The organism is Flavobacterium sp. AG291, assembly GCF_003350375.1.
GTDB classification, from domain to species: domain Bacteria; phylum Bacteroidota; class Bacteroidia; order Flavobacteriales; family Flavobacteriaceae; genus Flavobacterium; species Flavobacterium suzhouense.
Map to the genome: position 1 here is coordinate 23,893 of NZ_QQAR01000010.1, position 26,545 is coordinate 50,437.

The window sequence follows — 26,545 nt, forward strand, 5'->3', positions numbered from 1 at the left end:
AATTTTACATCAGCGAAAACACCTGCCATAAAATGAGTAATGATGTAAGGCCGGCAAAAATTATCGAGAGAACTTTTAAATAATTCACTTTGATAGCCTGTGCGAAAATAAAACCCGAGATACCGAGGAGGAAAATGTCAATCATGGTAATGATCCTGGCGTTTTGCAGCCATGAAGGGAATACGCTTAGGTAAGCCGGAACCATTTCTTCAAAAGTATCGTATTGTGCTGTAATGCGAAACCAGTGGATTAGGTTAGCAATGACCACCGCAAGCAGTGCTACGGCTACCATATATATAGGGAATCTGTATTTTGTTTTCATAGTAAAGTAATTTAGAAAGCCCCGCAGCCGTCCGCTAAACCGGGAACAGCCACAGGGCACCGCTAAGGGTTATATATTGTTAGATTCAAATTGTTTCAGGTCACGGGTGTTCTTTTGTACGGCAATGGCCGAGAACAGCCCCAAGGCAAATGACATTCCGAAGAATCCCTTTTCACTCAATAACAGGTTGGCATTCCATAATCCTATTATCAATAGGGTTAATGAGGCAATGGTACTAAACCAGCTTATGCCATAATACAGGTCGGTTACGGGTATGCCTTCAAGCCTGTCGCGTACGCTTTTCTGTACTGATATTACCGAGAACAATCCAAAAAGTAATATGGTAAAGTAATAGCCTTTTTCGTTGTAAAGCATGTCCGAATTAAAAAGCCCGATGCAATAAGCACCCATTCCGATGATGAGTGTCATCCATGAAGCGCCCACAAAGGCGGCACTTGGCCTTAAGGGTGATTGTACATTTAGTTTTGAATTTCTTGATTCTGAAGTGTTGTTTACTTCTGTTGGTTTTAGCGGTTCCATAATTTGTTGTTTTAAAATTATGAAGCAAATTTCCTTCAAAGTTAATTGCGTTAAAAATCAATATATCAAAAAAACTGACGATATAAAATAGCATTTTTTATATATTTATGATCTTAAAATCAGTTGATATGAATGCGATTCAGGAAGTGATACATCTTATGAATAATGAAGATATAAAGGCATTTAGCCTGTATCTTGACAAAAAGAATAAACGTAAGGATGTGCGCAATACAGAACTCTTCAATTTTCTAAAAACTGACGATATAAAAGTTGAAAAAAAGTTCTTCCCCGATAAAAAATCTGCTGATGCCTATCATGCCTTGAGCAAAAGGCTGTATGATACGCTGGTCGAATTTATGGCGAACCGCAGTTTTGAGAACGATACTTCCGATGAACATGCTGTATTACGTCTGTTAGTAGTGAGTCGCCTGTTTTTTGAGCATAAGCTCACCAAGGCTGCTTTTAAATCTCTGGCAAAAGCCGAAAACATCGCTGTCGGACTGGAACACTTTAGCCTGCTGAATGAGATATACCATACCCAGATACAGTTTGCCCACCTTAATCCTACATTAGCCTTAGATGAGATTATTAAAAAATTCGTAACCAATAAAAAGAAACTCGAACAGGAGGAACAACTCAACCTGGGGTATGCCTTATTGCGAAGGGAACTTGCTCAGATGTATCACGAAGGCAAGATTGTCGATTTTCAGGAACTTATAAAGAATACTATTGCCACGCACGGCATTTCGCTAAAGCAGGTGCTTACCTTTAAATCGCTCTACCAGATATTGTTCATTGCTAATGAATATGCCTCGCTTAACAGCGATTACGGAAGGATAGCGCCTTTTATCATTAGGAGTTATGCATTCATCAATAGCAATGCGGGATTGGCGGACCGACATTTGTATTACCATATCTACATATTGTATTTTATGGCCAACTTCCATTTCAGGAACGGGCGTTTTGCCGATTCACAGCTGTACCTCGAAAAGATGCGGGAGCAACTGCAAAAGCAGGGTGGTAAGTATTATAACCGTTTTTGCCTGCGCTACTTTTTGCTGAAGGCTCTTAATGAGAACTATTCAGGTAATCCAGGCAGGGCGATAGACACTGCCGAAAAGGCTTTGGTACAGCACAAAAAAGCGGATATGAATGACATAAATGACTTAAGGTTGTTGCTTATCGTGCTTTACCTGCAGCAGGATGCCGGACGCGACGCTGCCAAAGAAATGGTGAAACTAAACCATTCCGATAGCTGGTATGAAAAAAAAATGGGAATGGAATGGGCTATCAAAAAATGTCTGGTGGAGATACTTTTGCATGTACAGCAGGAATATACCGAACTGGCGCTATCACGAATAAAAAGCTTTAAACGCCGATACAAAAAATACCTGACTTCGGTTAATGAAGACAGAGTGTTGCAGTACCTTGCCCTGATAGAACGCTATGTGCTCAAGCCTGAAATATTGACAACACCTAAATTTAAAAATACGGTCGAGGAGTTTATCGGAGAGGCACGATCAGGACCGCAGGATATTTTTGTAATGAGTTTTGTTGCCTGGCTGCTCGCAAGGGTAAATAAGAAACCGGTGTATGACACTACGCTGGGATTACTGGGTAATTATTTCTCACCCTCCCACTCAGCATAAAACTGGTCAAGGAAATCGACCATGTATTGATGGCGGCCTTCGGCAATGGTTTTGCCTGTTGGTGTATTCATACGGTCTTTAAGCAGCAATAATTTTTCGTAAAAATGGTTGAGTGTTGGGGCGGTAGTGGCCTTGTATTCCTCTTTGGTCATATTCAGGTTGGGCGGAATGGAAGGATCGTATAATGCCCTGTTCTTAAAGCCACCGTAGTTGAATGTACGTGCAATGCCTATCGCGCCAAGGGCGTCGAGCCTGTCGGCATCCTGAACGATATCCAGTTCTATAGAGTGGAATTTCATCTCGTGGTTACCTCCCTTAAACGAAATATTCTCAATGATATTCACCACGTGGATGATGGTTTCTTCCGGCACATTTTGCGCGGCCAGAAACTGCCAAGCCATAGACGGGCCAACAGTCTCATCGCCATCGTGGAATTTGCTGTCGGCAATATCGTGCAGTAATGCTCCCAACTGAACGACCTCAAGATTACACGCTTCACCTTTAGCAATTAGCATAGCGTTATTGTACACGCGCTCAATATGAAACCAGTCGTGGCCGCCTTCGGCCTGTGCCAGCTGCGCTTTTACAAAAGTTTTAGTGATATCGATGAGGTTATTCATAAGATAAAGTTAGGATTTAGCCATGAATTGTGCTAATTAAATTTTGATGAACTATTGTAGAGTTATTACACAGAGATGCGCAAAGAAGGCACAAAGTCTCGCAAAGGTTTTGTTTTTTGAGAACGCAGAGAGTTTGCTCCCCTCTCCTTTGGAGAGGGGCTGGGGGTGAGGCCAAAAAAAGCCACTCTTTCGAGCGGCTTCTATATTATTTTATAAGGGCTGGTGTAACCCATTTGAATATGTGTGATTCTTCTGGGATAACAAGCCTTTCAGAGATTCTTGTCATTCTGTCCGGAAGCCTCATAAGGAAATCACGTGCTTTTTCAGCTTCTGAAGTAAGGCCATCTATCTTGTCAATTTGCCATTTTTCAATTAGCTTCTTAAGGATATCTACATAGTCTGTAGCGGTGTAAACACCTATACGCTGTGCAGAGTCTGAGAAACGCTCAAATGCATTGCCTAAAGCATCACCTGATTGTCTCAGGAAGTGTGCCGGCATAACGATCTTAAGTTTCATCATGTGCTGGAATGCCAGCATCATTTCACTTGGGTCTACTTTAAATATCCTGTCTACAAACTCACTGTAAGCCATGTGGTGACGCATTTCATCGCCGGCAATTAGCCTGCACATTTTAGACAGTTTGTTGTCGCCGAATTTCTTGGCAATTTGTGAAACACGGTTGTGCGATATATAAGTGGCAAGCTCCTGGAAGCTGGTGTATACAAAGTTTTTGTACGGGTCACGGTCAGTACCAATGTCAAATCCGTCATTGATAAGGTGGTGTGTAGTGATTTCTACTTCGCGCATGTTTACACGTCCGCTTAAATAAAGGTATTTGTTAAGCAGGTCACCATGACGGTTTTCTTCGCCTGTCCAGTGGCGCACCCATTTAGACCATCCGTTGCCGCCTTCTGTTACCTGATCAACACCTTCTACATCCATAAGCCATGACTCATAGGTAGGAAGCGCCTCTTCGGTAATAGTGTCGCCTACAAGTACTACCCAAAAATCATAAGGCAGGTCTTTGGCTATTTCGCGCAGTTCTTTAAGATCTTCAAAAAAAGTTTCTTTTTTTGAGTCAGGCAGCATGTCGCTTGGCTGCCAGATGGTTTCGACCGGGATAAGGTAATTTTCCACGAAAGTGTCAATATCCTTTTCAAGGAATTTCATTACTTCCAGACGAACGTTTTTAGTAGACATAGTTTCTTAATTTTTTATTCCTTGTATAACGGCATTCTCAGTTCTCTCCATCACTTCCTCAAAAGGAATATCTTTGATAGCAAAAGGCTCCTGTACGGTAAAGGTGAGTTTATTACCCAGGCCCATTGGGAATTTGCCAAAACGGTCAAGTTTCCACGAGTTATTTATACTTATTGGTACAATGTACGCAGAAGGGGCGGCTTTGCAAAGCACTTTAAGTCCCGTTTCACTAAATTTCTTTGGTTCTCCGGTCTTGCTCCTTGTTCCTTCCGGGAAAATCACGGCAGAGCGGTTGTGTTTTTGTATATATTCTCCCAGTCCTTTAATTACGGGCAGTGACTGTCTCGCATCTTTCCTGTCTATAAGAACGGAACCGCCATGCCTTAAATTGTATGAAACGCTCGGTATTCCTTTCCCTAATTCTTTCTTACTGATGAATTTAGGGTGAAACTTACGCATAAACCAAATAATTGGCGGTATGTCGTTCATGCTTTGGTGGTTTGCCACAATAATAAGCGGAACACCTGCCGGTACCTTTTCCCTGCCTTCAAATTTGTAGGTAGTGCCCAGTATAAGAGTAGCCCTCACAAGGCAGCCATTAAGTATATCAACGCTTTTTTTGTGGGCCTGGTAGCCAAACACATTAAAGCAGATCCATTGTATAGGGTGAAATATCACCAGGAACAAAAGAAATACTACTAAATAAAGTATAGTTATGGGATAAGATAAAAGCTTTTCCATGAACGTTGCTAAAAATTCGCGTAAAAGTAGCACCTTTTTTGTTAATACTAAAAAGATTTAGTATGCCCGCATAGTACTTAAAACAACAAAGCCACGCTGTGGGCGTGGCTTTGGGATATTTTAGAGTTTTGTTTTAGCAGAACTCGTTGTAAGCATCTTTAAGGTTCTCTGCGATCATATCTGCAGGGCGGCCTTCAATGTGGTGACGCTCAAGCATATGCACAAGCTCACCGTTTTTGAATAATGCCATACTTGGCGACGACGGAGGGAAAGGGAACATGTTTGCTCTTGCCTCGTCTACTGCTTCTTTGTCTACACCGGCAAATACCGTGATAAGATTATCCGGTTTTTTACCGTTGTCAAGGCTCATTTTAGCACCCGGTCTTGCGTTACGTGCTGCACATCCGCATACAGAGTTTACTACAACAAGTGTAGTTCCTTCTTTAGATAATGCTTCTTTTACCGAGTCGGCTGTATATAGTTCCTGAAAACCAGCGTCAGATAGTTCAGCGCGCATTGGTTTTACTAATTCTTCTGGATACATAATATAGTATTCTTTAATAAGTTAATTAACTACTGCAAAGATATGCATTTTTTGTGCCAAACCCATAACAGCAAACTTTTTTGTTACAGATAGCTTAAAAACTGGCAGAACGTCAAATTATTTAGTCTTGCCTAAAAAAGTTTTTAAACCAACCAAATTATAGTATATTTGTTGGTATAATGCACAGTGAGAATGACCTACTCTGAAGAAAACTACCTAAAAATAATATACCATTTGTCGCTTAACCAGGCAAAGGGTATAACTACTAATGCCATTGCAAGCCAAATGGAGAGCAAGCCGTCATCGGTTACCGATATGGTGCAAAAGCTGGCTGATAAAGGTTTGGTGGTTTATAAAAAATATCAGGGTGTTTCACTTACCGATGAAGGCCGTTTTACAGCACTAATGATTGTGCGCAAGCACCGCCTATGGGAGGTTTTTCTTCTGGAAAAACTCGATTTTTCATGGGATGAAGTGCACGATGTTGCCGAACAACTGGAGCACATTAAGAGCGATAAGCTGATTAACAAGCTCGAAGAGTTTTTGGATTTCCCTACCGAAGATCCGCATGGCGACCCAATCCCTGACCGGAACGGAAAAATTGCAAAAGTTGACAAAAAACTGCTTAGTGAAATTGCTGCGGGTAAAAAAGTAATATGCGTAGGTGTAAAAGACAGCTCGTCGGCATTTTTGCAATACCTTGACAAACAGCAAATAGCTTTAGGGTCGACCATAGAAGTTATGAGCAAAGAAGATTTTGATATGTCGTTAACGCTTAAGTTGGGTGACAAACAGGTAACAGTGTCCAATAAAATAGCAGCTAATCTTTTTGTAAAAACTATTTAATATGGAGCACCGCAACAGTCATTCGCTTGAAGAAGTACACGAGTCGGTTGCTGTAGGGCAGCATACCTCAGTCTGGAAAAAGGTCCTGGCCTTTTTTGGCCCTGCTTATATGATCAGCGTTGGCTATATGGATCCGGGCAACTGGGCTACCGATATTGCCGGAGGTAGCCAGTTTGGCTATTCGTTGCTTTGGGTGTTGTTAATGAGTAATATTATGGCCTTGCTGCTGCAAAGTCTTAGTGCCCGTTTGGGTATAGTGAGCCGCAGGGATTTGGCACAGGCTTCGCGTGAAACCTATTCTAAGGGGATTAATTACTTTTTATATGTCCTTGCTGAAATTGCCATTGCTGCGTGCGACCTTGCCGAGGTGCTGGGTATGGCTATCGGGCTTAAATTATTGTTCGACCTGCCATTGCTGTGGGGTGTAGGTATTACCATGTTTGATACTTTCCTGTTGCTTTTCCTTATGAATAAGGGCATCAAGAAAATGGAAGCTTTCATCATTGGGCTTATAGCTATTATTGGCCTTTCTTTCCTTGCTGAGATGTTCTTCGCTAAGCCCGATATGGCCGAGATAGCCAAGGGGCTGATACCATCGATACCAAGTGATGCTGCTTTGTATATTGCTATTGGTATTATTGGGGCAACGGTAATGCCACATAATCTGTATTTGCATTCGTCACTGGTTCAGACCCGGAAATTTGATCGTACTTTTAAGGGTATTAAACAAGCCATACGTTATAACCTTATTGATTCTGTCATTGCACTAAATATGGCCTTTTTTGTAAATGCCGCGATATTGATATTGGCTGCTGCCACCTTTTATACTGCCGGCAGGCATGATGTAGCCGACATTCAGGATGCACACCAACTATTAGCGCCTATGCTCGGTTCGGGGTGGGCTTCAACACTTTTTGCGCTGGCGCTTATTGCTGCCGGGCAAAGCTCTACCATTACCGGAACCCTTGCCGGGCAGATAGTGATGGAAGGGTATCTTAACCTGCGTATTCAGCCGTGGGTACGCCGTATCATTACACGTCTCATCGCCATAGCTCCAGCTTTTTTTACGATACTTTATTTTGGAGAAGAGTCTACCGGAAAGCTATTGGTGTTCAGTCAGGTGGTGCTGAGTTTGCAGTTAGGCTTTGCTATTATTCCGCTTATCCATTTTGTGAGTGATAAATCTAAAATGAACGAATTTGCCATTGGAAGATGGACAAAGATAGCGTCGTGGGCCATTGCACTTGTTATTGTGTCGCTTAATGCCAAACTCGTGTATGATGAAATTAAAGGCTGGATTACTGAAGCTGAGAATCCGGTTTACATCTGGGTATTTGTAGTGCCTGTAGCAGTTGCGGCAACTGTAATATTACTGTATATTATTATCAATCCGTTTGTAAGGAAGAGCAGGGCGTCGGTTCCACACGTTCCGCACATCGAGGCAGTTATTGTTCAGGAACAATCGGGTACCAAGGTATATAACAATATAGCGGTTGCACTCGATTTCTCTAAAACCGATGTAAAAAGCATTGGCAGTGCCATGCAAATGGGAGGCAAGAATGCTAATTATACACTTATACATGTGGTTGAGACCGTAGGTGCTATGCTACACGGAGACCAGGCAAGCGATTTTGAAACGGCATCGGATATGAAGTATCTGGATGATTATAAAAAAGCGCTGGAAGAGAAAGGCTATAATGTTACTACACAATTAAGCTTTGGTAGTCCTAAAAAACAAATTCCGCTTATTGTAAATAACGCAGGTAATTTTGATATCCTTATATTGGGTGCTCACGGGCACAACTGGATAAAAGACCTTATACTGGGCACTACGGTTGATGCCGTTAGGCACAAAGTAACCATACCTGTACTTATCGTTAAGGATTAAGTGGGCTTTTGAAAAATCGCCGGGGATTTTAGGATTTACTTATTACGCAAATATCCTTATGCTTTTAGCTTATTCGCTTTTTTATTCAAATGCAGAAATATAATTACGATAAAATTTAGGATGATTAAAATCGGTAGTAGTATTTTTTGAAAATCGATTTTCGTTTTTAAATTTTCTGCCAATTTAATTTCTTCAGAAGTTGGATTTAAACCCTCAAGCTGAGTTTCGTATTTCTCTGAAATATTGATCCCAATGTATTGTAAAAACAATAGTATAATGCATAAAGAATATATAACTATGAAGATATTAGATAATTTATTCTTCATAAGACAGATTACATTAGAGGTTTATCAACCATAAGGTACGAAGAGAAGTTTCACAAAGCGCGATGTACTTACTTTGTGTACTGTGGTTTGTTTATACGGAGATTAACTACACCCACAGTCAGGACCGCAATTGTCCTTTTTTTTCTTTTTAAAAAAGTACTTTTTTATCAGGAAAGCCACAGCGCCTGCAACGATTATATATACTATTATACTTTGTGTGTCCATAATCTTACTTTAAAAGCTGGTATGCAATAAGCGATACGATATATGCAAAGCTACTCATGCTTATTAGCTGTATCATTGGCCACTTCCAGGAGTTGGTTTCCTTTTTGGTAATAGCCAGCGTACTAATGCATTGCATAGCAAAAGCATAGAACAGCAATAATGATGCCCCGGTGGCAAAATTAAATACTTTTTGACCGGTTATAGGGTTAATCTCGGCATTCATACGTTGCTTAATGGTCACTTCCTCTTCGGCGCTGCTTCCTATGTTGTAAATAGTAGCGAGGGTTCCTACAAACACCTCACGCGCGGCGAAAGATGATACTATGGCAATGCCTATTTTCCAGTCGTAACCTAACGGGCGTATCACAGGTTCTATCGATTTTCCGATGATACCTATGTATGAGTTTTCGAGTTGGTAAGAAGCTATTTTGTCGTTAAGTTCCGCCTGTGGCAGGGTTTTGTTTTCCGGCTGATGCGAAATGATCTCTTCAGCATTGGCAAATGCCTCACCCGGTCCATGTGAACCTAAAAACCAAATAATGATAGATAACGCTAATATTATTTTTCCTGCTCCGGCAACAAAAGCTTTGGTTTTTTCGAGTACGTTAAGCCCCACGTTCTTAAACAGCGGAAGCTTGTAGTTAGGCATTTCTGCCACAAAAAAGCTCTTGTGTTTCAGCTTAAGTATTTTGTTTAATATCCATGCCGATAGTAATGCCCCGCTAAAACCTAAAAGGTATAATAGCATAAGTGTAAGTCCCTGCAGGTTAAAGACACCCGCAACAACTCTATCAGGAATAACAAGTGATATCAGGATGGTATATACCGGAAGCCTTGCCGAACAGGTGGTAAAAGGTGTAACCAGTATGGTAATAAGCCTTTCACGCCAGTTCTCTATATTACGTGCTGCCATAATTGCCGGGATGGCACAGGCCGTTCCCGAAATAAGCGGAACCACGCTCTTGCCGCTAAGGCCAAAAGGTTTCATAAGCTTGTCCATAAGGAATACTACACGGCTCATATAACCGCTTTCTTCCAGTATGGATATGAAAAGGAATAAAAATGCGATTTGCGGAATGAATATCACCACGCCGCCAATACCCGGTATGATCCCCTGAGTAATAAGGTCGGTAAGTTTGCCGGGAGGCATAGTCGATTCGGTAAATGATGCCAGCCATGCAAAGCCTTCATCAATAAGATCCATAGGTATGCTCGACCAGGTAAATATCGACTGGAATATGAGCATTAGTATGCCAAGGAATATCACATAGCCAAAAACCTTATGCGTAAGTACCCTGTCGAGTTTAGCACGAAGGTCTTTCGCTTTAGAGTTGTCTATGGTCTGGCCTACTTTTAGTACATCGTTTATAAACTGGTAACGCTTAATCGTTTCCTTTTGCTGCATGCGCTTCAGCTCTGGCTTGTTTTTGGCAAAAGAGCTGTTGCTTTCAATTTCCTTACGTTCAAGCTGTCCAAAATTCACATCTTGTGTAATAACAAGCCAAAGCTTATACAACAACTGATTTGGGAAAGCATTGCGCAGGCCGTTAAAATATTGAGGGTCAATGCTCGATGCGTTAAGGCAGGGTTCTGTAGGCAGACTGCCATAATTAACAATAAGTTCTTTTATCTGGTCTATGCCTTTGCCTTTACGGGAGCTAACCAAAGCAATTTTGGTTTTAAGATGCTCTTCAAGATAAGGGATGTCTAGAGAAATACCTTTATGCTCCATCCTGTCGCTCATGTTGATAACAAGTATGGTAGGCAGTTCGAGGTCTTTTATCTGGGTAAAAAGAAGAAGGTTTCTTTTTAAGTTCTCTACATCGGTAACCACAACGGCTACATCGGGATAATCTTTATCGTTTTTATTAAGAAGCAGTTCGATAACCACATTCTCATCCATAGAACTGGCATTAAGGCTGTAGGTGCCCGGCAAATCCATAATGGTTCCTTTAGTGCCGTTTGGCAGCTTGCACGAACCTGTTTTGCGCTCCACCGTTATACCCGGATAGTTGCCTACCTGTTGGTTAAGACCTGTCAGCTGATTAAAAACAGAGGTCTTACCGGTATTTGGGTTACCAATTAATGCAATTTTTATGTTCAGTAGATTGTGGGGAGCCATTAATGAGAGTCAGTTAAAATATCAACCTCTATTTGGGCGGCAGTCTCCATCCTGATGGCGACATGGCTTTCGTTGACGTTGATATAAATTGGATCGCCCATTGGGGCAACCTGTAAAAGTTCCACAGTATTGCCGGGAAGGCATCCCATTTCAAGAAGCTTTAGTGGTACAGCATCAATATTAAGTTCAGTAATAATGGCTGTTTGTCCTTTTTTAAGTTCTGCAAGAGTGACTTTCACTTTTATTTAGAATGAATTTAGATTGCAAAAGTAGCGATTAAAATTTAAAACGTCCTACTTTTCATTGGCTGCAAGCCATTTTATGTCCTCTAAAAGTTGTTTAACATTTTTTTCGCCTTTTACGTCCTTGTCAAGGTTGGTGCCGTTATAAAATCCGCGTATGCGGCCTTCTTTATCAACCAGTATAAAATTCTCAGTATGAACCATATCATACAGTTCGCTTGAGTCAGTCGTTTTAACGGCAAGATATGATTTGCGGGCTATATAATAAATGTCTTGTTTTTTTCCTGTAACCAGGTTCCATTTGCTGTCTATAACACCTTTTTTATGGGCATACTCTTTCAGTACTTCAGGAGTGTCAATATCGGGTGTTACCGAGTGCGAAAGCAGCATTACTTCGGGCATGTTTTTTATTTGTTCCTGCAGCCAGCCCATATTGTCGGTCATTTTCGGGCAAATGGTAGGGCAGGTGGTAAAAAAGAAATCGGCTACATATATTTTTCCTTTGTAGTCGTTTTGGGTAATGGTTTTTCCGTTTTGATTGGTAAAGGCAAAATCTGCAATTTTATGATCGCGTGCAATATACTGTACTGTACTGTCTACAAGTTCCGGATTTACATCGGCAGGACTATATACCTTCAGATGTTTTCTTGGCGTAAGTGCACTGTTAAAAAGGAAGAGTATCACAACCGAAAGCAGGGCAAGTACTATCAGGAAGAGCCTGTATTTTTTTAAGAACTGGACCATGTAAAAATAAATTTTTGCAAAATTAAGCAACAGCGCACTATAAAACACATAATAATGCGATTTAGACGTGACTTAAAACTCATTTTCTGCATTTTTAACAGATTTACCATCAGTCATTAGGGGTAACTTTCTATTTTTGTAGGCACTTGAATCAAAAAAACAACATATGAAATTAACCTTCACTGCAAAATGTGTCATTGCCGCTATGGCCATGGGTACAGTTGGTACTGCTCAAACAGCGAGCACAGCCCAACAAAAACCGGGGATTAATCTTTCTTATATGGATAAGAAAGTAAAGCCTCAGGACGATTTCTTCAGATACGTTAACGGTACCTGGCTGGACAATACGCAAATTCCTTCTGACAAGACACGTTGGGGAAGTTTTGACGAGCTTCGTGAAAACACCAATAACGACGCTCTTGCGATACTTAAGGAAGCAGCAGCTAATAAAAGCCTGAAATCATCATCAGATCAGGGTAAGGCAGCAAACCTTTACAAAACCATTATGGATACTGTTGCCCGTAACAAGGCAGGGGTAGCTCCTTTAAAGCCATATCTGGCAAAAATAAATGCGGTTAAAAACGTAAAAGATCTTGAAAAGCTTCTGATAGAAATGGAGCCGGTAGGAGGTCTTGGATTCTTTGGAATGGGCGTAGGCTCAGACGCTAAAGACAGTAACAGGAATATTGTTTATTTAGGCCCGGGAAGCCTTGGTTTACCGGACAGGGATTATTATGTTTCAGACGATGCAGACTCGAAAGAGAAACGCGAAAAATATGTTGCTCACGTAGCAAGGATGCTACAGTACCTTGGCGTTAAAAATGCCGATGCTCAGGCTCAGGCTAAAACGGTACTTGCTCTTGAAACAGCTATGGCAACGCCAAGGTTGGACAGGGTAGAACGTCGCGATAGCAGAAAGACCTACAACCCTATGACGGTTGCCGAACTGCAAAAACTTACTCCTGCCATAAACTGGAATGCTTATTTTACAAGCCTTGGACTTTCGTTAAAGTCAGATGAGGTTATAAATGTATCACAGCCTAAATATATGTCTGCGCTTCAGGAGATACTTCAGGCGGGCAAAGTAGAAGACTGGAAAGCATATATGAGATGGACGCTTATTAATCATTCGTCAAATGAGCTTTCTACGCAAATTGAAACGGCTAACTGGGAGTTTTACAGTAAAACACTTAGAGGTGCCATTAAAGAGGAAACCCGCGATAAAAATGCGCTTCAAACAGTAAACGGTACTGTGGGTGAGGCATTAGGTAAGCTTTACGTAGAGAAGAAATTCCCACCTGAGGCTAAAGCTAAAGCAGAGGCAATGATAAAGAATGTAATGCTTGCTTTTGAAAACCGCATTAACCGCCTGCCATGGATGGCAAAATCGACCAGAGAGAATGCCATTAATAAACTGCGTAAGCTTAATGTAAAAATTGGTTATCCTGACAAGTGGAAAGATTATTCGGCATTAACAATTAAGGGGCCTGCTGAAGGCGGAAGCTTTTTTGAAAACATGCTAAACGCTTCACGCTGGAGTTTTAAGGAAGATATAGAAAAGCTTCACAAACCTGTTGACAAAACAGAGTGGCATATGTCTCCGCAAACAGTAAACGCTTATTTTAACCCGTCATACAACGAAATCGTATTCCCTGCTGCTATCCTTCAGCCGCCATTCTATGATTATAAAGCTGATGAGGCTGTAAACTATGGTGGTATAGGTGCAGTTATCGGTCACGAAATATCGCACGGATTTGACGATTCAGGTTCACGTTACAATGCCGATGGTAACCTTGTAAACTGGTGGAGTGATGAGGATCTTGATAAATTTACAGGTCTTGGCGGAAGCCTTGCTGACCAATATAGCAGCCTTCAGCCATTACCGGGCATTTATGTAGACGGCAAGTTTACACTTGGTGAAAACATTGGTGACCTTGGTGGCGTAAATGCTGCTTACGACGGTCTTCAGTTATACCTTAAACAAAATGGTAACCCTGGTCTTATAGATGGTTATACGCCGGAACAACGTTTCTTTATTTCATGGGCAACGATCTGGAGAACTAAAGCAAGAGATGAAGCGATTAAAAATCAGGTAAAAACTGATCCGCATTCACCGGGAATGTACCGCGCTTACGTTCCGTTACAAAACGTAGATGCTTTTTATGACACTTTCAGCATAAAACCTGGCGACGGAATGTACATTGCTCCGGACAAACGAGTGAAGATTTGGTAACATTTCTTATACACAGATAATTATAATTCAAAAACCCGTAACAATCGTTGCGGGTTTTTTATTTTTAAATTAAATTGCTGTAAATGAGGTTTTCCGTAATGAAATTTCAAAATTTCGGTATACTTTTATACCAAAATTTGGAGACGTTTGAAAACGAGTTTGAGTGTCCTGGCAATAGATGACCACATGGTGGTGCTGGAGGGTTACCGTTCTATCTTCAACATGCTTGAAGGTAATAAATTTGAGAGCCTTACTTTTACAAAAGCACGTGACTGTAAATCGGGTTACGATGTTTTGGAAAAGTATAAGGACATCCCTTTTGATATAGCCGTTATAGATTATAGTATACCCGAATATCCTGAAATGAAATTGTTTTCAGGACACGATATGGCCGTGGAGGTAAGAAGGCTAATGCCGGACTGTAAAATTGTAATGATGACCATGCATAAGGAAGTGGAGATCATGAGCAATATACTTACCAATATAAACCCCGAAGGCTTTATTAATAAAAGCGATTGCAATACCGAAGAGATTGCTGAATGTTTTGAGGCTGTACTGAACGATGAGAAATATTATTCGCCTACGATTTCGAGTTATATAAAACGCCAGCAAAAAGGGATCATGCTCGATGATATTGATACAAAGATCATTATACTTCTCTCTAAAGGAATACGTACAAAAAACCTGGGGAAATACATTCCGCTTTCGGATAGTGCCATTGAAAAGAGAAAGTATAAGGTTAAAAAAATACTGGATGTAACCGGTGATGACGAAGCACTTATTGCTGAAGCCCGGAAACAGGGGTATATATAACGTACTTACAATAACAATATCACTAACGCTGTAAATAAGTTACTTCACAGAAGAGATAACTGTGGTGATGCTTTTGAAAAATGTTGTTCGGGAGGTTACTAATTAATTAATGCCTAAAATAATAAATATGAAAAAAATTGCATTATTCGCGTTAGGTTTTATAGCGATCAGCTGTACTGAAAACAAGCAGGTAAATAGTATCGTATCTATACAAGGACAGTGGAAGACTTTACAAAAAAAAGTTAGTGCCAAAGCGCCAAGCCATAATGTGGGTAATTGCGATGGTGATAATGTAAAATGGAAAGGAGATATTTATACTTTTAATGCTGACGGTAGTTTTTCTACCAAAGATATTTGCTCAGGAAAACCAAATAATACTCAGGGTAACAAATGGAAATATGAAGATAATGTATTGACTCTGGAATATATGGATAAAGATAATGAAATGAAGGAAGTGTATTCTGTTTCAGATATTGGAGGAGATAAGATAAAATGGAGAATGATATATACCAGACATGATATGAATTATATGGAAAATACAGGATATTATCTTATTATGCAAAAACAATAACGTACTGTATTATTCTAAGTCTTCCTAAACTGGGTTGACGATTCTATAAAAAGGGGCTGTCTCAAAAGGGCAGCTCCTTTTTCATTTTTTATTGATCCCATGTCTTGGATATGTTTTAATTACAAACCTGCCTTTACGGGGGATTTTTTATTATCGATCAATCCGTTAAAATTTTGTTAACTGCGGAAAATCCGCATCATCTAAAATCTCGAATTCTTTTTCTTTGTCTCAAGTTTAATAGCAAATCTTTAAGCCCCCTAATTTACTTTAAGAGACAAAAAAAAAGACATCAGCAAGCATAACCTAAACCAACTTCTGATATCAAAAAACGAGCAGCCTGCGTCGACCTTACTCAGCTAAATTTATAATTGCAGGCAGCTAAAATTGGTTATTAATGTAATAGGTCTTCACGTGTGTGGGTGGAAGGGCGCGGATTTTAATTAGAAGTCCCGCCCCAAACCTTTTTATAGAGGTTTCCAAACCTTATTAACGTCAAAAACATATCCTAATTTTTTTTCAACTTTATCACCACTCACCGTTTTCCCAAGCGATGGTTTTTCATGACTGAATACCGGAAGTGATAATCCTAATGCTGCGGCCTTTTTGGTATAATGTTCTTCGCGGGTAGGGTGATAAGGTGCTACGCCATTAAAGATTTCGCCCCAGCTTTCCTTTTCAATAATCTTTTGAATAATGCCAATACAATCCTTTTGATGGATGAGGTTTACAGGTCCATCCGGATTTTCAAGGTTTACTTTTCCGGCAAGGTATTTTACAGGCTGGCGATCTTCACCTACTAAACCTCCAAAGCGTAATACCGTAGTTTTGAATCGGGTATTTGCCAAAAGCGTTTCGGCTTCAACCAATTGTTTACCGCTTTCAGTTTCAGGATTTGGAGTCGTATCTTCTGTCACTACCGAATTGTCATCGGCATACACGGCAGTAGAGCTCACAAACATCACTTTTTGAATTCCTGAAGCTTCAATATATGGGATAAGCTTCTTTATTTTATCGGTAAAGCTTTCGCTGTTTTCATCTCTTAATTTGGGCGGAATGTCAATGATAAGGATTTCGCTGTTGCGTAGAAAATTCTCAATATCACCGTTAATACCATTTGCCGTAAGGCTGATGAGAAATGGATGAATTCCCTTTGCTTTTAAAACCTCTGTTTTTTCTGTTGAGGTCGTTGACCCATTAACCAAAAAACCTTTATTGATTAGCGATTGTGCTAATGGCAAACCGAGCCATCCGCACCCTAAAATGGAGATTTGCATTATGAAATATCTTTACGAACTAAAATGTAATAATCGTTTTCCAGCGGCATATAGCCCTGCTCATACACAAAAAAATAGGTGTTACCGGTTTTGGTATGCAGTTGGTTGGTAAAATATTCAAAATCGAAACCTTTACTCATTAGCTTTGATTTAGTGGTTTTGGTCTTACCCTCTATATTCAGTTCGCTAAGTATACGGTTGTTCTTGCGCAAACGGTTGTTAATGTTGCGCATAAAGTTGTTGCTGTCCTTGTTTATTTTATTGTTCCAGGCATTGCGGCAGGCGTCGCTGCAAAATTTCTTGTCTTCGCGGCCAACGATCTTCTCGCCGCATTCAGGACAATTACGTGTCATAAACTATCAGTTCTTTTTAGGTGTTCTTGTTCTTGGTGCTCCTGAATTTGCCTTCATGGTTGAGCTTCCGTTTCGTGCCGCCGAAGCAGCGGTAACTTTTGGCGCTTTAGGCTCGGCCGGTGTTTCAGATTTAGCTACTGGTGCCTTTTTAAGTTTGTACAAATCCTGACGGCGGTCTTTTAATATGCGCACACTACCAAACTCATGCAGCTCTTTCAGCAGGTCGAGGTCAACGTCTACGATGATTGTCATCTCGGTATTAGGTGTTGCCTCAGCCTTAATTCCATTAGAAGGGAAAGAGAAATCAGATGGCGTAAACACAGCAGTCTGCGCATACTGAATGTCCATATTATTAACTCCGGGAAGGTTGCCAACACATCCGGCAATGGCCACATAACATTCGTTTTCTATGGCGCGGGCCTGGGCACAATGCCTCACACGGGTATAGCCGTTTTGGGTATCGGTAAGGAAAGGCACAAAGAGGATCTCCATACCATCATCGGCCATTAGGCGCGATAGCTCAGGGAACTCCACATCATAACATATTATGATGCCTATTTTTCCGCAATCGGTATCAAAGGTTTTTATTTCGTTACCGCCTACCATACCCCAGTAGTTTACCTCGTTAGGGGTAATGTGTATTTTGGTATACATCTCAGAAGTACCATCACGTTTGCAAAGGAAACCTACATTGTACAGGTTACCATCTTCGAGCATGGGCATACTTCCGGTAATGATGTTGATGTTATAAGATATTGCCATTTCCTGGAAACGCTTGCGGATGGGCTCGCTAAAACGTGCAATTTCCCTGATGGCATCGGCTTCGCTCAGGTGGTTAAAGTCGGCCATAAGCGGAGCTATAAACAGTTCCGGGAATAGCGCAAAGTCACTTCCGTAACCCGATACGGCATCGATAAAAAATTCGGCCTGCTCAAACAAGGCTTCCAGATTGGCTAACGGACGCATTTGCCACTGTACCAACCCAAGGCGGATAATACTTTTTCGGGTATTGATAAGCGTGGGGCTTTTGTCGTAGTAAATGTTGTTCCACTCCATAAGCACGGCATAATCCTGAGAGTTCTTGTCGCCCTCAAGGTAGTTGCGCATAACTTTTATAACGTGGAAATCATTACTTAGCTGAAATGCCAGTACGGGGTCGTGTATCTCTTTAAGGCGTACTTTTTCTATATATTCTTTGGGAGTAAGCTCATCGGCATGCTCTTCATAGCCGGGCATCCTTCCGGCGAAGATGATGGAGCGAAGGTTAAGCTGTTCGCAAAGTTCCTTACGGGCTTCGTAAAGTCGACGGCCCAGGCGTAGGCCACGGTATTCAGGATCTATAAAAACGTCGATACCATACAGTACCTCACCATCATAGTCGTGCGTGTCAAAACTATAATTACCTGTAATTTTCTCATAGGTATGGTTCATAGTAGCCTTTTTGTGATCTACTATAAGCGAAAGCGCAGAGCCTACCACTTTATCATCTACCAGGACCACAAGCTGTCCTTCGGGAAATATCTTAAGCAGTCGCTTGATATCTTTTTCGGCCCAATACGGCTCGTCCATATCCAGATCGACATCTTTATAAGCATGCTGCATTGAGAGGCGCAGCTCTTTATAATCTTCTATCCTTAAATTTCGTAATTCTACCTTGTTTATCTCTGCCTGCATAATCTCCTGATATTGTGTAAATATACAAATAAATTTTCCGTTTACAAACGTTTACAAATAACTACAACCGACCTTAAGCGGTTACTAACCGAATAAGTTTTGGCGGTTGCCGCAACTTTGCAATGTTGAAACTACGAAATAATCTCGTACAGCAGGAAATGATTTAACATTAACAATTTAATTTTCTACACGCCATGAACGCATTAAAAAACAAAGTACAGCTGATAGGTAACGCAGGAGCCGACCCTGAGATCAAGATTTTTGAAGCCGGAAAAAAACTGGCACGTTTGGTACTCGCAACAAATGAGAGCTATACCAACGACAAAGGCGAGCGCATAACTGATACCCAGTGGCACACCGTGACCGCATGGGGAAAGACCGCCGAGATTATTGAGAAGTATGTCACTAAAGGTAAAGAGCTGGCCATAGAGGGCAAGCTGACGCATCGCAGCTACGACGACAAGAATGGCGAGAAACGCTATATTACAGAGGTTGTTGTTAGTGACGTGCTGCTTTTAGGTAAATAAAACCGGTTTTTTTAAAAGGAGGTTTTAGCCCTTTTTGCCTGCCCCCGGCGAAAGGGCTTTTTTAATTTTATTTGTTGAAGTGAATTCAAATTGTATATTTTACCACAAAGAGCACAATGAATTACTCTATGTTCGCAAAGCTTTGTGGTCATTGTGCCTTCTTTGTGAACCTTGTGGTTAGAATGAGGCCGATTAATACAAGTCCCTCGCGACCCTATATGTATTCGTATGTGCCTCAATAATAACTTTTATATCCGGGCTATAACCGCCACCCATACTGCACTGTACTGGTATGCTCAGTTTATAGCAAAGGGATAATACAAATTCATCACGTTGTTTACAGCCATTTATGGAACATCCCAGTTTACCCAGCTTATCGGAAGCGAGTATATCAACACCGCTGAGGTAAAAGATAAAATCAGGTTTTTGTTCGTCAATCAGTTTGGGCAGCGTTTCCCGGAGTATTGACAGGTATTCTTCATCACCGGTGTTGTCCGGCAGGGCAATATCAAGATCAGAAAGCTCTTTTTTAAACGGATAGTTGGTTTTACCATGCATTGAGAAGGTAAATACAGCATCGTTGCCGGTAAATATTTCGGCAGTACCATTGCCCTGATGCACATCGAGGTCTACAATCAAAACCTTTTTTGCCAGTTTGTTATTGACGAGGTATTGTGCGCCAATGGCCTGGTCGTTCAACAAACAAAAGGCCTCGCCACGGTCGCTGTAGGCATGGTGGGTACCACCTGCTATATTAAAGGCAATGCCGTGCTGCATGGCCTGATGCACTCCCCAAATGGTTCCCTGTGCAATGCGCAATTCGCGTTCTACCAATTCAGCGGAAAGCGGAAAACCAATCTTCCGTACAGCCCTCGGATCGAGTGTGAGATTGAGCAGTTCGTCAACATAGTTCTTGTCGTGTACCGCCAGTATGTTTCCCATATCAGGCAGACCGGGTTCATAAAAATCGGCAGGGTTTGCCGTACCCTCGTGAAGCAACTGCTGTGGCAATAGTTCGTATTTTATCATCGGGAAACGATGCCCTTCCGGTAGCGGATGTTTGTAAATAGGATGGTAAGCGATGAGGAGCATTAACGTCTTGTAATCGTATAAATTTTAAGCATTAACAATAGGGTAGATAATAGTCCAAGTATCAATCCTGTTTTTTTGTTCTCATTCTTTTTAGAGGTGTTCAGGAAGATGTAACCCGAAAAAGTAAGCATCAGTATTGAAATCACTGTTAATACCCTTCCGTTTTGAAGAAATTCAGGGTAATAGGATAAATAGGTTTCACGGGCGGTTTCGGTGTCCACTATTTTTGAGCTTATGGCAAACCACAGGAAGAGGTCGGCTAATATAAAACCCACGAAAAATATAGCAATCCAGAATACAACGGGAGATTTCTTCATTTCGCTAAGATAAGCGATTCACTTAAAGCAGCGTAAACATTTTCCAGATAATGATTAAAGCTAATGCTGTAGCAATAGTAGCTGTGGTTATCTTGATAAAATTAGTTTTGGCAGAGCGGATAAAGATAAAAGAAGCGAATACCAGCAGGAGTATAGGCAGTATACTTAATCCTTTAAGATTTCTAACCTGTTCCGGATACTGATTAAGGTAAGCACTTTGATACTGTGACGCATTGTAGCCATTGGTAATGTTTACCCACAAAAAAACATCGCCAAGTATAAATAACAATGAAACCACAGCCATAAAGATGAGAAAGTTTTTGGTGCTGTTGTTCATAATGTGGTGTTTAGTGTTGTATTACATAAAGTTAGGAATTTCTTTTTGTGTTCTAAAATAAAAAGCCATCCTTTTCAGGATGACTTTTATGTGTTTTTTCATGCTATTAACAGACAACGATAGTATAACTACTTTACTTTTTTAGCAGCCATTTCATTGCCATTTTGCTTTAGGATGGCTGTAGTAACACTACCTTTGTCGTTTTTTTCAAATACCAGTTGGGCTTTTACCACTTTCAGGAAAAAAGTATTCTCACTTTCAGGAAAAATTGGGAATTTTTGCTGGCCGGGTAATTGGGTGTAGAGTTGTCCATTATCAAATGTAATAGCCATATTATAACCCGGTTGAAGTTCATACTCGCCTACAAAAGATTTAAGTTGGTCTTCCTTAAGAGTAATTTCTGTATGGGTATCTTTAACAATTACCGGCGATTTACCGTATAACAGACGACGTACATTATTCGTAAAAGATAATCCTGTTTCGTTGTTTTGTAATACTATTATTGTCTTGTCATTATCCATCTCCCTTTCAATAAAGGTAACATAGCCCGGCCACCCTCCGCTGTGATTTGCGATCTTGCCATAATCATCAGACTTGTTTACCATCCAGCCAAATCCGTAATTTGTCTTCTCGTTGTCAGGTAATACAGGTGGCGTAAATACAAGTTCAAGTGATTTTTTAGAAACAAGCTTATCGGTATATAGGGCCCTGTCCCATTTCAACAGGTCAGTTGTAGTTGAATTTACAGTACCGTCTCCCACTATTCCGTCAAGGCATATCACATAGTTATTATTGGGGTCGTTGTCAGGTAATATTTTTTTATGGTTGGCATCAAATACGTAGCCATATGCATAATTGTCAATTTTTTTAGGAGCAAGCCTGCGGGTGTATACAAAAGTATTATTCATTTTTAGTGGCTTAAAAATATTGTCAGCCAAAAAATCAGCATACGTTGTTCCTGATGCTTTTTCTATTATTGATGCTAACAATGCATAACCGGTATTACTGTAGTCAAACTTACTGCCCGGCGTAAAATCTGCTGCCGGTTTTTCCTTCGCAAACAGGGTAATGATGTCTTTGTTGGTGTTTATCTTAGTGGTATCTCCTTTTGTACCTATCAGCTGCATATAATCAGGTAAGCCACCGGTATGGTTTAGCAGTTGCCTTACGGTAATTTCATTATAAAAACCCAGCTCAGGGATATATTTGGCAATCGGGTCATCATATTTCAGTTTGCCTTTTTGTTCTAAAAGCACTATGCCCATCGCTGTAAACTGTTTTGATACTGATGCAAGTTCAAAAATCGAATTATCATCAAGCGGCAGTTTTTTGGTTTCATCACGTAAGCCAAAGCTCTTCTTGTATATTACATTCCCTTTTTCGGCGATAAGTACATTCCCATTGAATTCCTGTTTAGCGGAAAGCGATGTAAAAAGGCTGTCAATTTTTTGTATACGACTATCCTGAGCATTGGCAATGCCCATATAAGACAATAATGTGAGCAGTAAAATTTTTTTCATGTTGGTTAAGGTTTAATAATAAGACGATTATTTTAGGATGATGTTACAGTTGTGTAGTAAAAGTTTTATGTAAATGAATTCCATCGTCAGACTCATTTTAAACAATTAAAAAGGGCCGTATCATTTTTGATACAGCCCTCATATGTTTTACAAAAAAGTATTATTAACTAATCACTTCACCATTCCCTACACCATCAGTATCAGGGTTAACGAATACCATTTTGCCTTCGGCGTTTTGCGTCATAAGTATCATGCCCTGGCTTTCTACACCGCGAAGGGCACGAGGTGCAAGGTTAACCAATACAGTAACACGCTTTCCTACCACTTCTTCCGGTGTAAAGCTCTCGGCAATACCCGAAACAATAGTACGCACATCAATACCGGTATCTACTTTTAAAACCAGAAGTTTGTTGGCTTTTGGCATTTTTTCAGCCTCTAAGATAGTTCCGGTACGGATATCCATTTTCGCAAAATCATCATACTGGATTAGGTCTTTTTGAGGCTCAGCTTTTTTATTCTCTGCTTTGTTGGCTGTTTTGGTAGCCTCAAGGCGGTCTATTTGTTTTTGTATCGTTTCGTCTTCTATTTTAGCGAATAGCAACTCGGCCTGGCCTATTGTACTACCTGCAACAAGAAGGTCTGATTTTACAGAAATATCGTCCCAGTTCAATGACCCTTCGCTTATAGCCAGCATATTTTTAAGTTTGGCAGCCGTAAACGGAAGGAACGGCTCAGATAGTACTGATAATGCAGCAGCTATTTGCAGCGCCACATACATTTGTGTCTGTACACGTGCCGGATCTTCCTTAATCACTTTCCAAGGTTCTTCGTCTGCCAGGTATTTGTTACCAAGGCGGGCAAGGTTCATAAGCTCGGTAAGCGCTTCCCTAAAGCGGTAACGCTCAATTGATGATGCGATAACGGCAGGGTAGGCACGCATTTCGGTAAGCGTAGCTTCATCCACATCGCTGTAAGCATTGGGTGCAGGCACTACACCTTCATAATATTTATTGGTAAGTACTACCACACGGTTAATGAAGTTGCCGAAGATGGCTACCAGCTCATTATTGTTTCTTGCCTGAAAATCTTTCCAGGTAAAGTCGTTGTCTTTAGTTTCAGGTGCCGTAGCAGTCAGCGAATAACGCAATACATCCTGTTGGCCCGGGAAATCCTGCAGGTACTCGTGTAACCATACTGCCCAGTTTTTAGAAGTAGACAGTTTGTTGCCCTCAAGGTTCAGGAACTCATTGGCAGGAACGTTATCCGGCATAATATATGAGCCTTCGGCTTTAAGCATTGCAGGGAATATCACGCAATGGAAAACAATATTGTCTTTCCCGATAAAGTGAACCAGTTTGGTATCGGCACTTTTCCAGTACGGTTCCCAGTCTTTGCCTTCACGAGCAGCCCATTCTTTAGTAGATGAGATGTATCCGATAGGCGCATCAAACCATACATAAAGCACTTTACCCTCGGCACCTTCTACAGGAACCGGGATACCCCAGTCAAGGTCACGGGTTACCGCACGTGGCTTAAGCCCGTCTTCCAGCCATGATTTTACCTGACCGTATACGTTAGGCTTCCAGTCGTTTTTATGGCCTTCCAGTATCCATTCGCGAAGAAATGCATCATATTGATCTAATGGAAGGAACCAGTGTTTTGTAGATTTTAGCACAGGTGTTGTTCCTGTTATGGTTGACTTAGGATTGATAAGATCCGTAGCATTAAGCGATGTACCACAATTTTCGCACTGGTCGCCATAAGCATCCGGGTGGCTGCATTTAGGGCAGGTACCGGTTACAAAACGGTCAGCAAGGAACTGGTCCGCTTTTTCATCATAAAGCTGCTCGGTAACTTCTTCTATGAATTTATCCTCGTTGTACAGCTTTTTGAAAAACTCCGATGCTGTTTCATGATGGATCTTTGCAGACGTACGCGAATAGTTATCGAACGAGATGCCAAAATCCTCAAAAGACTGCTTAATGATAGCGTGGTATTTGTCTATTACCTCCTGTGGCGTAATACCTTCTTTCTTAGCTTTCATAGATATGGCAACCCCGTGCTCATCGCTTCCGCAGATAAACGCCACGTCTTTACCCTGAAGCCTCAGGAAACGTGAGTAAATATCTCCGGGAACATAAACACCTGCAAGGTGGCCTATATGTATGGGACCGTTAGTATAAGGCAAAGCGGCAGTAACAGTATATCTTTTTGGATCTTGTAACATCGGGTTCATTTTATTAGAAATGCAAAAGTACGAAATAATGGCTTAAAAATTTCGCCACGAATTGCACCAGTACTACGAATTATTTTATGAGTAAATCCATTCGGAAACCTTTGTGTATATTTGTGGTATAGCCAAAAAGCAATGCAAAGAATCTTTTTATCATTACTCTTACTTTTATCGATAACATTACAAGCCCAAATGTCTGTAAAAATTCCGCCTTACCTTAAAAAAGGCGATACGGTTGGTATTTTGGCTACAGCCCGAAAAGTAGATATGGCTCCATTAGAACCGGCTATACAACTTTTAAAAAGCTGGGGTCTTAATGTAGTGATAGGTAAAACGGTTGGGCTTGATAATAACCAGCTTGCCGGGCAGGACTGGCAACGTGCCCAGGATTTTCAGAATATGCTTGATAATCCTAACATAAAAGCAATCTGGACAGCCAAAGGTGGCTATGGTACCGTGCGCATGATTGACAGGCTCGATTTTACCAAATTTAAACAGCATCCCAAATGGCTGGTAGGTTTTAGTGACTTTACCGTGATGCATAGCCATGTTAATAATTTTGATATTGCAACTCTGCATTCTATTGCCTGTATTAGTGTGAAGGGGGCTACGCCCGAAGCTATCGAAGGGTTGCGTAAAGGACTTATGGGAGGTAAGATCGAATACAATATTGAACCACACACTTTCAATAAAACCGGAAAGGCACATGGAGAACTGATAGGGGGGAACCTTTCGGTGCTTTATAGCATAATGGGATCTGCATCTGAAGCAGATTATAAAGGGAAGATCATTTTTATTGAAGACCTTGATGAGTATCTGTACCATATCGACCGTATGATGATGAACCTTAAACGTAATGGTTATTTTAAAGATGTAAAGGGTATAATAATAGGCGGCATGACCAAGATGAGGGATAACGACATTCCCTGGGGGCATGACGCACTGGAAATTATTCAGGATATTACTAAAGAGTACAATATCCCGATTTGTTTTAACTTCCCTGCCGGTCATATTAAAGATAACAGGGCACTTGTTTTTGGAAAACAAATTACACTCGATGTTTCAGCTTCAGGAACTAAAATAACCTTTGACTAATGGCAGAGCATAACGACCTTGGAAAGACAGGTGAAGAAAAAGCTGTCGAATTTCTTCAGAAGAATGGATATAGTATTTTACAGCGTAATTATGTTTTCCAGAAAGCAGAAATTGACATCATAGCTCAAAAGGACAATATTCTTGCTGTTGTTGAGGTAAAAACACGTTCTTCTTTAGAGTTCGGACTGCCTCAGGATTTTGTTAAGCCTAAAAAGATCCAGCTTTTGGTTAAAGCGGTAAATGAATATGTAATTGAAAACGATTTGGATGCTGATGTGCGGTTTGATATTATCTCGGTTTACAAAAACGGGAATGTATATGAGATCGAGCATCTGGAAGATGCCTTTTTTCATTTTTAAGAAAACAGGATTGTTATTTTTTCTTGCGGTATTAAAAAAAGAACCTAAAATGTTAACTTTATCTAAAAAAATGTTATTTTCGCAATACCCTGAATCTGCTTAATTCATTGCATTTTCGTAAAAAAATACTTGAATTA

Annotated in this window: 27 protein-coding genes; 9 read left to right on the forward strand and 18 right to left on the reverse strand. The window is 40.8% G+C overall.

The annotated features are described in order from the left end of the window. Positions 1 to 4 precede the first annotated feature (4 nt). Complete coding sequence (locus DEU42_RS11325) at positions 5 to 322, reverse strand: hypothetical protein (protein ID WP_114758419.1); 318 nt, start codon at positions 320 to 322, stop codon at positions 5 to 7. Positions 323 to 391: 69 nt separating this feature from the next. Next, the gene (yiaA, locus tag DEU42_RS11330; protein ID WP_114758420.1) at positions 392 to 862 is read right to left on the reverse strand and encodes an inner membrane protein YiaA; all 471 of its coding nucleotides are present in this window, start codon (positions 860 to 862) and stop codon (positions 392 to 394) included. A gap of 128 nt (positions 863 to 990) precedes the next feature. Between yiaA and DEU42_RS11335 the strand changes: the two genes are divergently transcribed. Next, a complete protein-coding gene (locus tag DEU42_RS11335; RefSeq protein WP_147278109.1) occupies positions 991 to 2,511 on the forward strand; it encodes a hypothetical protein in 1,521 nt (506 codons plus the stop codon). Here the strand turns inward: DEU42_RS11335 and DEU42_RS11340 are convergent. The 4 genes from DEU42_RS11340 to DEU42_RS11355 all read right to left on the reverse strand — a co-directional run bounded on the left by DEU42_RS11340 (position 2,484) and on the right by DEU42_RS11355 (position 5,617). Next, positions 2,484 to 3,131, reverse strand: a complete 648-nt coding sequence (locus DEU42_RS11340; protein WP_114758422.1) for an HD domain-containing protein — start codon at positions 3,129 to 3,131, stop codon at positions 2,484 to 2,486. The genes DEU42_RS11335 and DEU42_RS11340 overlap by 28 nt on opposite strands. Before the next feature lie 205 nt (positions 3,132 to 3,336). Next, entirely contained in the window at positions 3,337 to 4,332 is a 996-nt protein-coding gene (locus DEU42_RS11345) for an acyl-ACP desaturase (RefSeq protein ID WP_114758423.1), read from the reverse strand. Between the two features lie 6 nt (positions 4,333 to 4,338). Further along, positions 4,339 to 5,073: a lysophospholipid acyltransferase family protein gene (locus DEU42_RS11350; RefSeq protein ID WP_114758424.1), complete on the reverse strand. Its 735-nt coding sequence runs from the start codon at positions 5,071 to 5,073 to the stop codon at positions 4,339 to 4,341. Between the two features lie 133 nt (positions 5,074 to 5,206). Further along, the gene (locus DEU42_RS11355; protein WP_114758425.1) at positions 5,207 to 5,617 is read right to left on the reverse strand and encodes a BrxA/BrxB family bacilliredoxin; all 411 of its coding nucleotides are present in this window, start codon (positions 5,615 to 5,617) and stop codon (positions 5,207 to 5,209) included. 192 nt (positions 5,618 to 5,809) lie between these two features. Between DEU42_RS11355 and DEU42_RS11360 the strand changes: the two genes are divergently transcribed. Together DEU42_RS11360 and DEU42_RS11365 are read left to right on the forward strand one after the other, a co-directional pair. Further along, positions 5,810 to 6,463 carry a metal-dependent transcriptional regulator gene (locus tag DEU42_RS11360; protein ID WP_114758426.1) on the forward strand — a complete coding sequence of 218 codons (654 nt, stop codon included), beginning with the start codon at positions 5,810 to 5,812 and terminating at the stop codon, positions 6,461 to 6,463. A gap of 1 nt (position 6,464) precedes the next feature. Beyond that, the gene (locus DEU42_RS11365) at positions 6,465 to 8,351 is read left to right on the forward strand and encodes an Nramp family divalent metal transporter (RefSeq protein ID WP_114758427.1); all 1,887 of its coding nucleotides are present in this window, start codon (positions 6,465 to 6,467) and stop codon (positions 8,349 to 8,351) included. A 428-nt stretch (positions 8,352 to 8,779) separates the two neighbouring features. On the opposite strand, the gene DEU42_RS11375 is transcribed toward DEU42_RS11365, so the two are convergent. From DEU42_RS11375 to DEU42_RS11390, 4 genes are read right to left on the reverse strand one after another with little or no spacing between them, the layout of a single operon-like run. After that, positions 8,780 to 8,902 carry a FeoB-associated Cys-rich membrane protein gene (locus tag DEU42_RS11375; RefSeq protein ID WP_114758429.1) on the reverse strand — a complete coding sequence of 41 codons (123 nt, stop codon included), beginning with the start codon at positions 8,900 to 8,902 and terminating at the stop codon, positions 8,780 to 8,782. A 4-nt stretch (positions 8,903 to 8,906) separates the two neighbouring features. Then, on the reverse strand, positions 8,907 to 11,024 hold the full coding sequence (gene feoB / locus DEU42_RS11380) for a ferrous iron transport protein B (RefSeq protein ID WP_114758430.1): 2,118 nt from the start codon (positions 11,022 to 11,024) through the stop codon (positions 8,907 to 8,909). Next, positions 11,024 to 11,263: a ferrous iron transport protein A gene (locus DEU42_RS11385; protein ID WP_114758431.1), complete on the reverse strand. Its 240-nt coding sequence runs from the start codon at positions 11,261 to 11,263 to the stop codon at positions 11,024 to 11,026. Before DEU42_RS11385 ends, feoB begins: the two co-directional genes overlap by 1 nt. Before the next feature lie 54 nt (positions 11,264 to 11,317). Beyond that, positions 11,318 to 12,010 carry an SCO family protein gene (locus tag DEU42_RS11390; protein ID WP_114758432.1) on the reverse strand — a complete coding sequence of 231 codons (693 nt, stop codon included), beginning with the start codon at positions 12,008 to 12,010 and terminating at the stop codon, positions 11,318 to 11,320. Between the two features lie 166 nt (positions 12,011 to 12,176). Between DEU42_RS11390 and DEU42_RS11395 the strand changes: the two genes are divergently transcribed. The 3 genes from DEU42_RS11395 (at position 12,177) to DEU42_RS11405 (ending at position 15,627) form a co-directional block, all read left to right on the forward strand. Continuing rightward, entirely contained in the window at positions 12,177 to 14,243 is a 2,067-nt protein-coding gene (locus DEU42_RS11395; protein ID WP_114758433.1) for a M13 family metallopeptidase, read from the forward strand. A 147-nt stretch (positions 14,244 to 14,390) separates the two neighbouring features. Further along, a complete protein-coding gene (locus DEU42_RS11400; protein WP_147278110.1) occupies positions 14,391 to 15,056 on the forward strand; it encodes a response regulator transcription factor in 666 nt (221 codons plus the stop codon). Positions 15,057 to 15,183: 127 nt separating this feature from the next. Next, positions 15,184 to 15,627, forward strand: coding sequence for a hypothetical protein (locus DEU42_RS11405; RefSeq protein ID WP_147278111.1), 444 nt, complete (start codon positions 15,184 to 15,186; stop codon positions 15,625 to 15,627). A 464-nt stretch (positions 15,628 to 16,091) separates the two neighbouring features. On the opposite strand, the gene DEU42_RS11410 is transcribed toward DEU42_RS11405, so the two are convergent. From DEU42_RS11410 to DEU42_RS11420, 3 genes are read right to left on the reverse strand one after another with little or no spacing between them, the layout of a single operon-like run. Then, positions 16,092 to 16,901, reverse strand: a complete 810-nt coding sequence (locus tag DEU42_RS11410; protein ID WP_114758436.1) for an SDR family oxidoreductase — start codon at positions 16,899 to 16,901, stop codon at positions 16,092 to 16,094. Next, positions 16,901 to 17,254: a DUF2116 family Zn-ribbon domain-containing protein gene (locus DEU42_RS11415; RefSeq protein ID WP_114758437.1), complete on the reverse strand. Its 354-nt coding sequence runs from the start codon at positions 17,252 to 17,254 to the stop codon at positions 16,901 to 16,903. Before DEU42_RS11415 ends, DEU42_RS11410 begins: the two co-directional genes overlap by 1 nt. A gap of 6 nt (positions 17,255 to 17,260) precedes the next feature. Continuing rightward, a complete protein-coding gene (locus tag DEU42_RS11420) occupies positions 17,261 to 18,928 on the reverse strand; it encodes a bifunctional GNAT family N-acetyltransferase/carbon-nitrogen hydrolase family protein (protein WP_233506660.1) in 1,668 nt (555 codons plus the stop codon). Positions 18,929 to 19,122: 194 nt separating this feature from the next. Between DEU42_RS11420 and DEU42_RS11425 the strand changes: the two genes are divergently transcribed. After that, complete coding sequence (locus DEU42_RS11425; RefSeq protein ID WP_114758438.1) at positions 19,123 to 19,455, forward strand: single-stranded DNA-binding protein; 333 nt, start codon at positions 19,123 to 19,125, stop codon at positions 19,453 to 19,455. A 192-nt stretch (positions 19,456 to 19,647) separates the two neighbouring features. On the opposite strand, the gene DEU42_RS11430 is transcribed toward DEU42_RS11425, so the two are convergent. The 5 genes from DEU42_RS11430 to metG all read right to left on the reverse strand — a co-directional run bounded on the left by DEU42_RS11430 (position 19,648) and on the right by metG (position 24,948). Continuing rightward, complete coding sequence (locus tag DEU42_RS11430) at positions 19,648 to 20,547, reverse strand: histone deacetylase (protein ID WP_114758439.1); 900 nt, start codon at positions 20,545 to 20,547, stop codon at positions 19,648 to 19,650. Continuing rightward, complete coding sequence (locus DEU42_RS11435) at positions 20,547 to 20,864, reverse strand: hypothetical protein (protein ID WP_114758440.1); 318 nt, start codon at positions 20,862 to 20,864, stop codon at positions 20,547 to 20,549. Before DEU42_RS11435 ends, DEU42_RS11430 begins: the two co-directional genes overlap by 1 nt. A 22-nt stretch (positions 20,865 to 20,886) precedes the next feature. Next, entirely contained in the window at positions 20,887 to 21,201 is a 315-nt protein-coding gene (locus DEU42_RS11440) for a hypothetical protein (protein ID WP_114758441.1), read from the reverse strand. 128 nt (positions 21,202 to 21,329) lie between these two features. After that, the gene (locus tag DEU42_RS11445) at positions 21,330 to 22,721 is read right to left on the reverse strand and encodes a serine hydrolase (protein WP_114758442.1); all 1,392 of its coding nucleotides are present in this window, start codon (positions 22,719 to 22,721) and stop codon (positions 21,330 to 21,332) included. Positions 22,722 to 22,884: 163 nt separating this feature from the next. Next, positions 22,885 to 24,948, reverse strand: a complete 2,064-nt coding sequence (gene metG, locus DEU42_RS11450) for a methionine--tRNA ligase (RefSeq protein ID WP_114758443.1) — start codon at positions 24,946 to 24,948, stop codon at positions 22,885 to 22,887. A gap of 198 nt (positions 24,949 to 25,146) precedes the next feature. Here metG and DEU42_RS11455 point away from each other — a divergent pair, with 198 nt between their 5' ends. Then, complete coding sequence (locus DEU42_RS11455; protein WP_233506662.1) at positions 25,147 to 26,049, forward strand: LD-carboxypeptidase; 903 nt, start codon at positions 25,147 to 25,149, stop codon at positions 26,047 to 26,049. Next, a complete protein-coding gene (locus DEU42_RS11460) occupies positions 26,049 to 26,408 on the forward strand; it encodes a YraN family protein (RefSeq protein ID WP_114758445.1) in 360 nt (119 codons plus the stop codon). Before DEU42_RS11455 ends, DEU42_RS11460 begins: the two co-directional genes overlap by 1 nt. Positions 26,409 to 26,545: the final 137 nt, after the last annotated feature.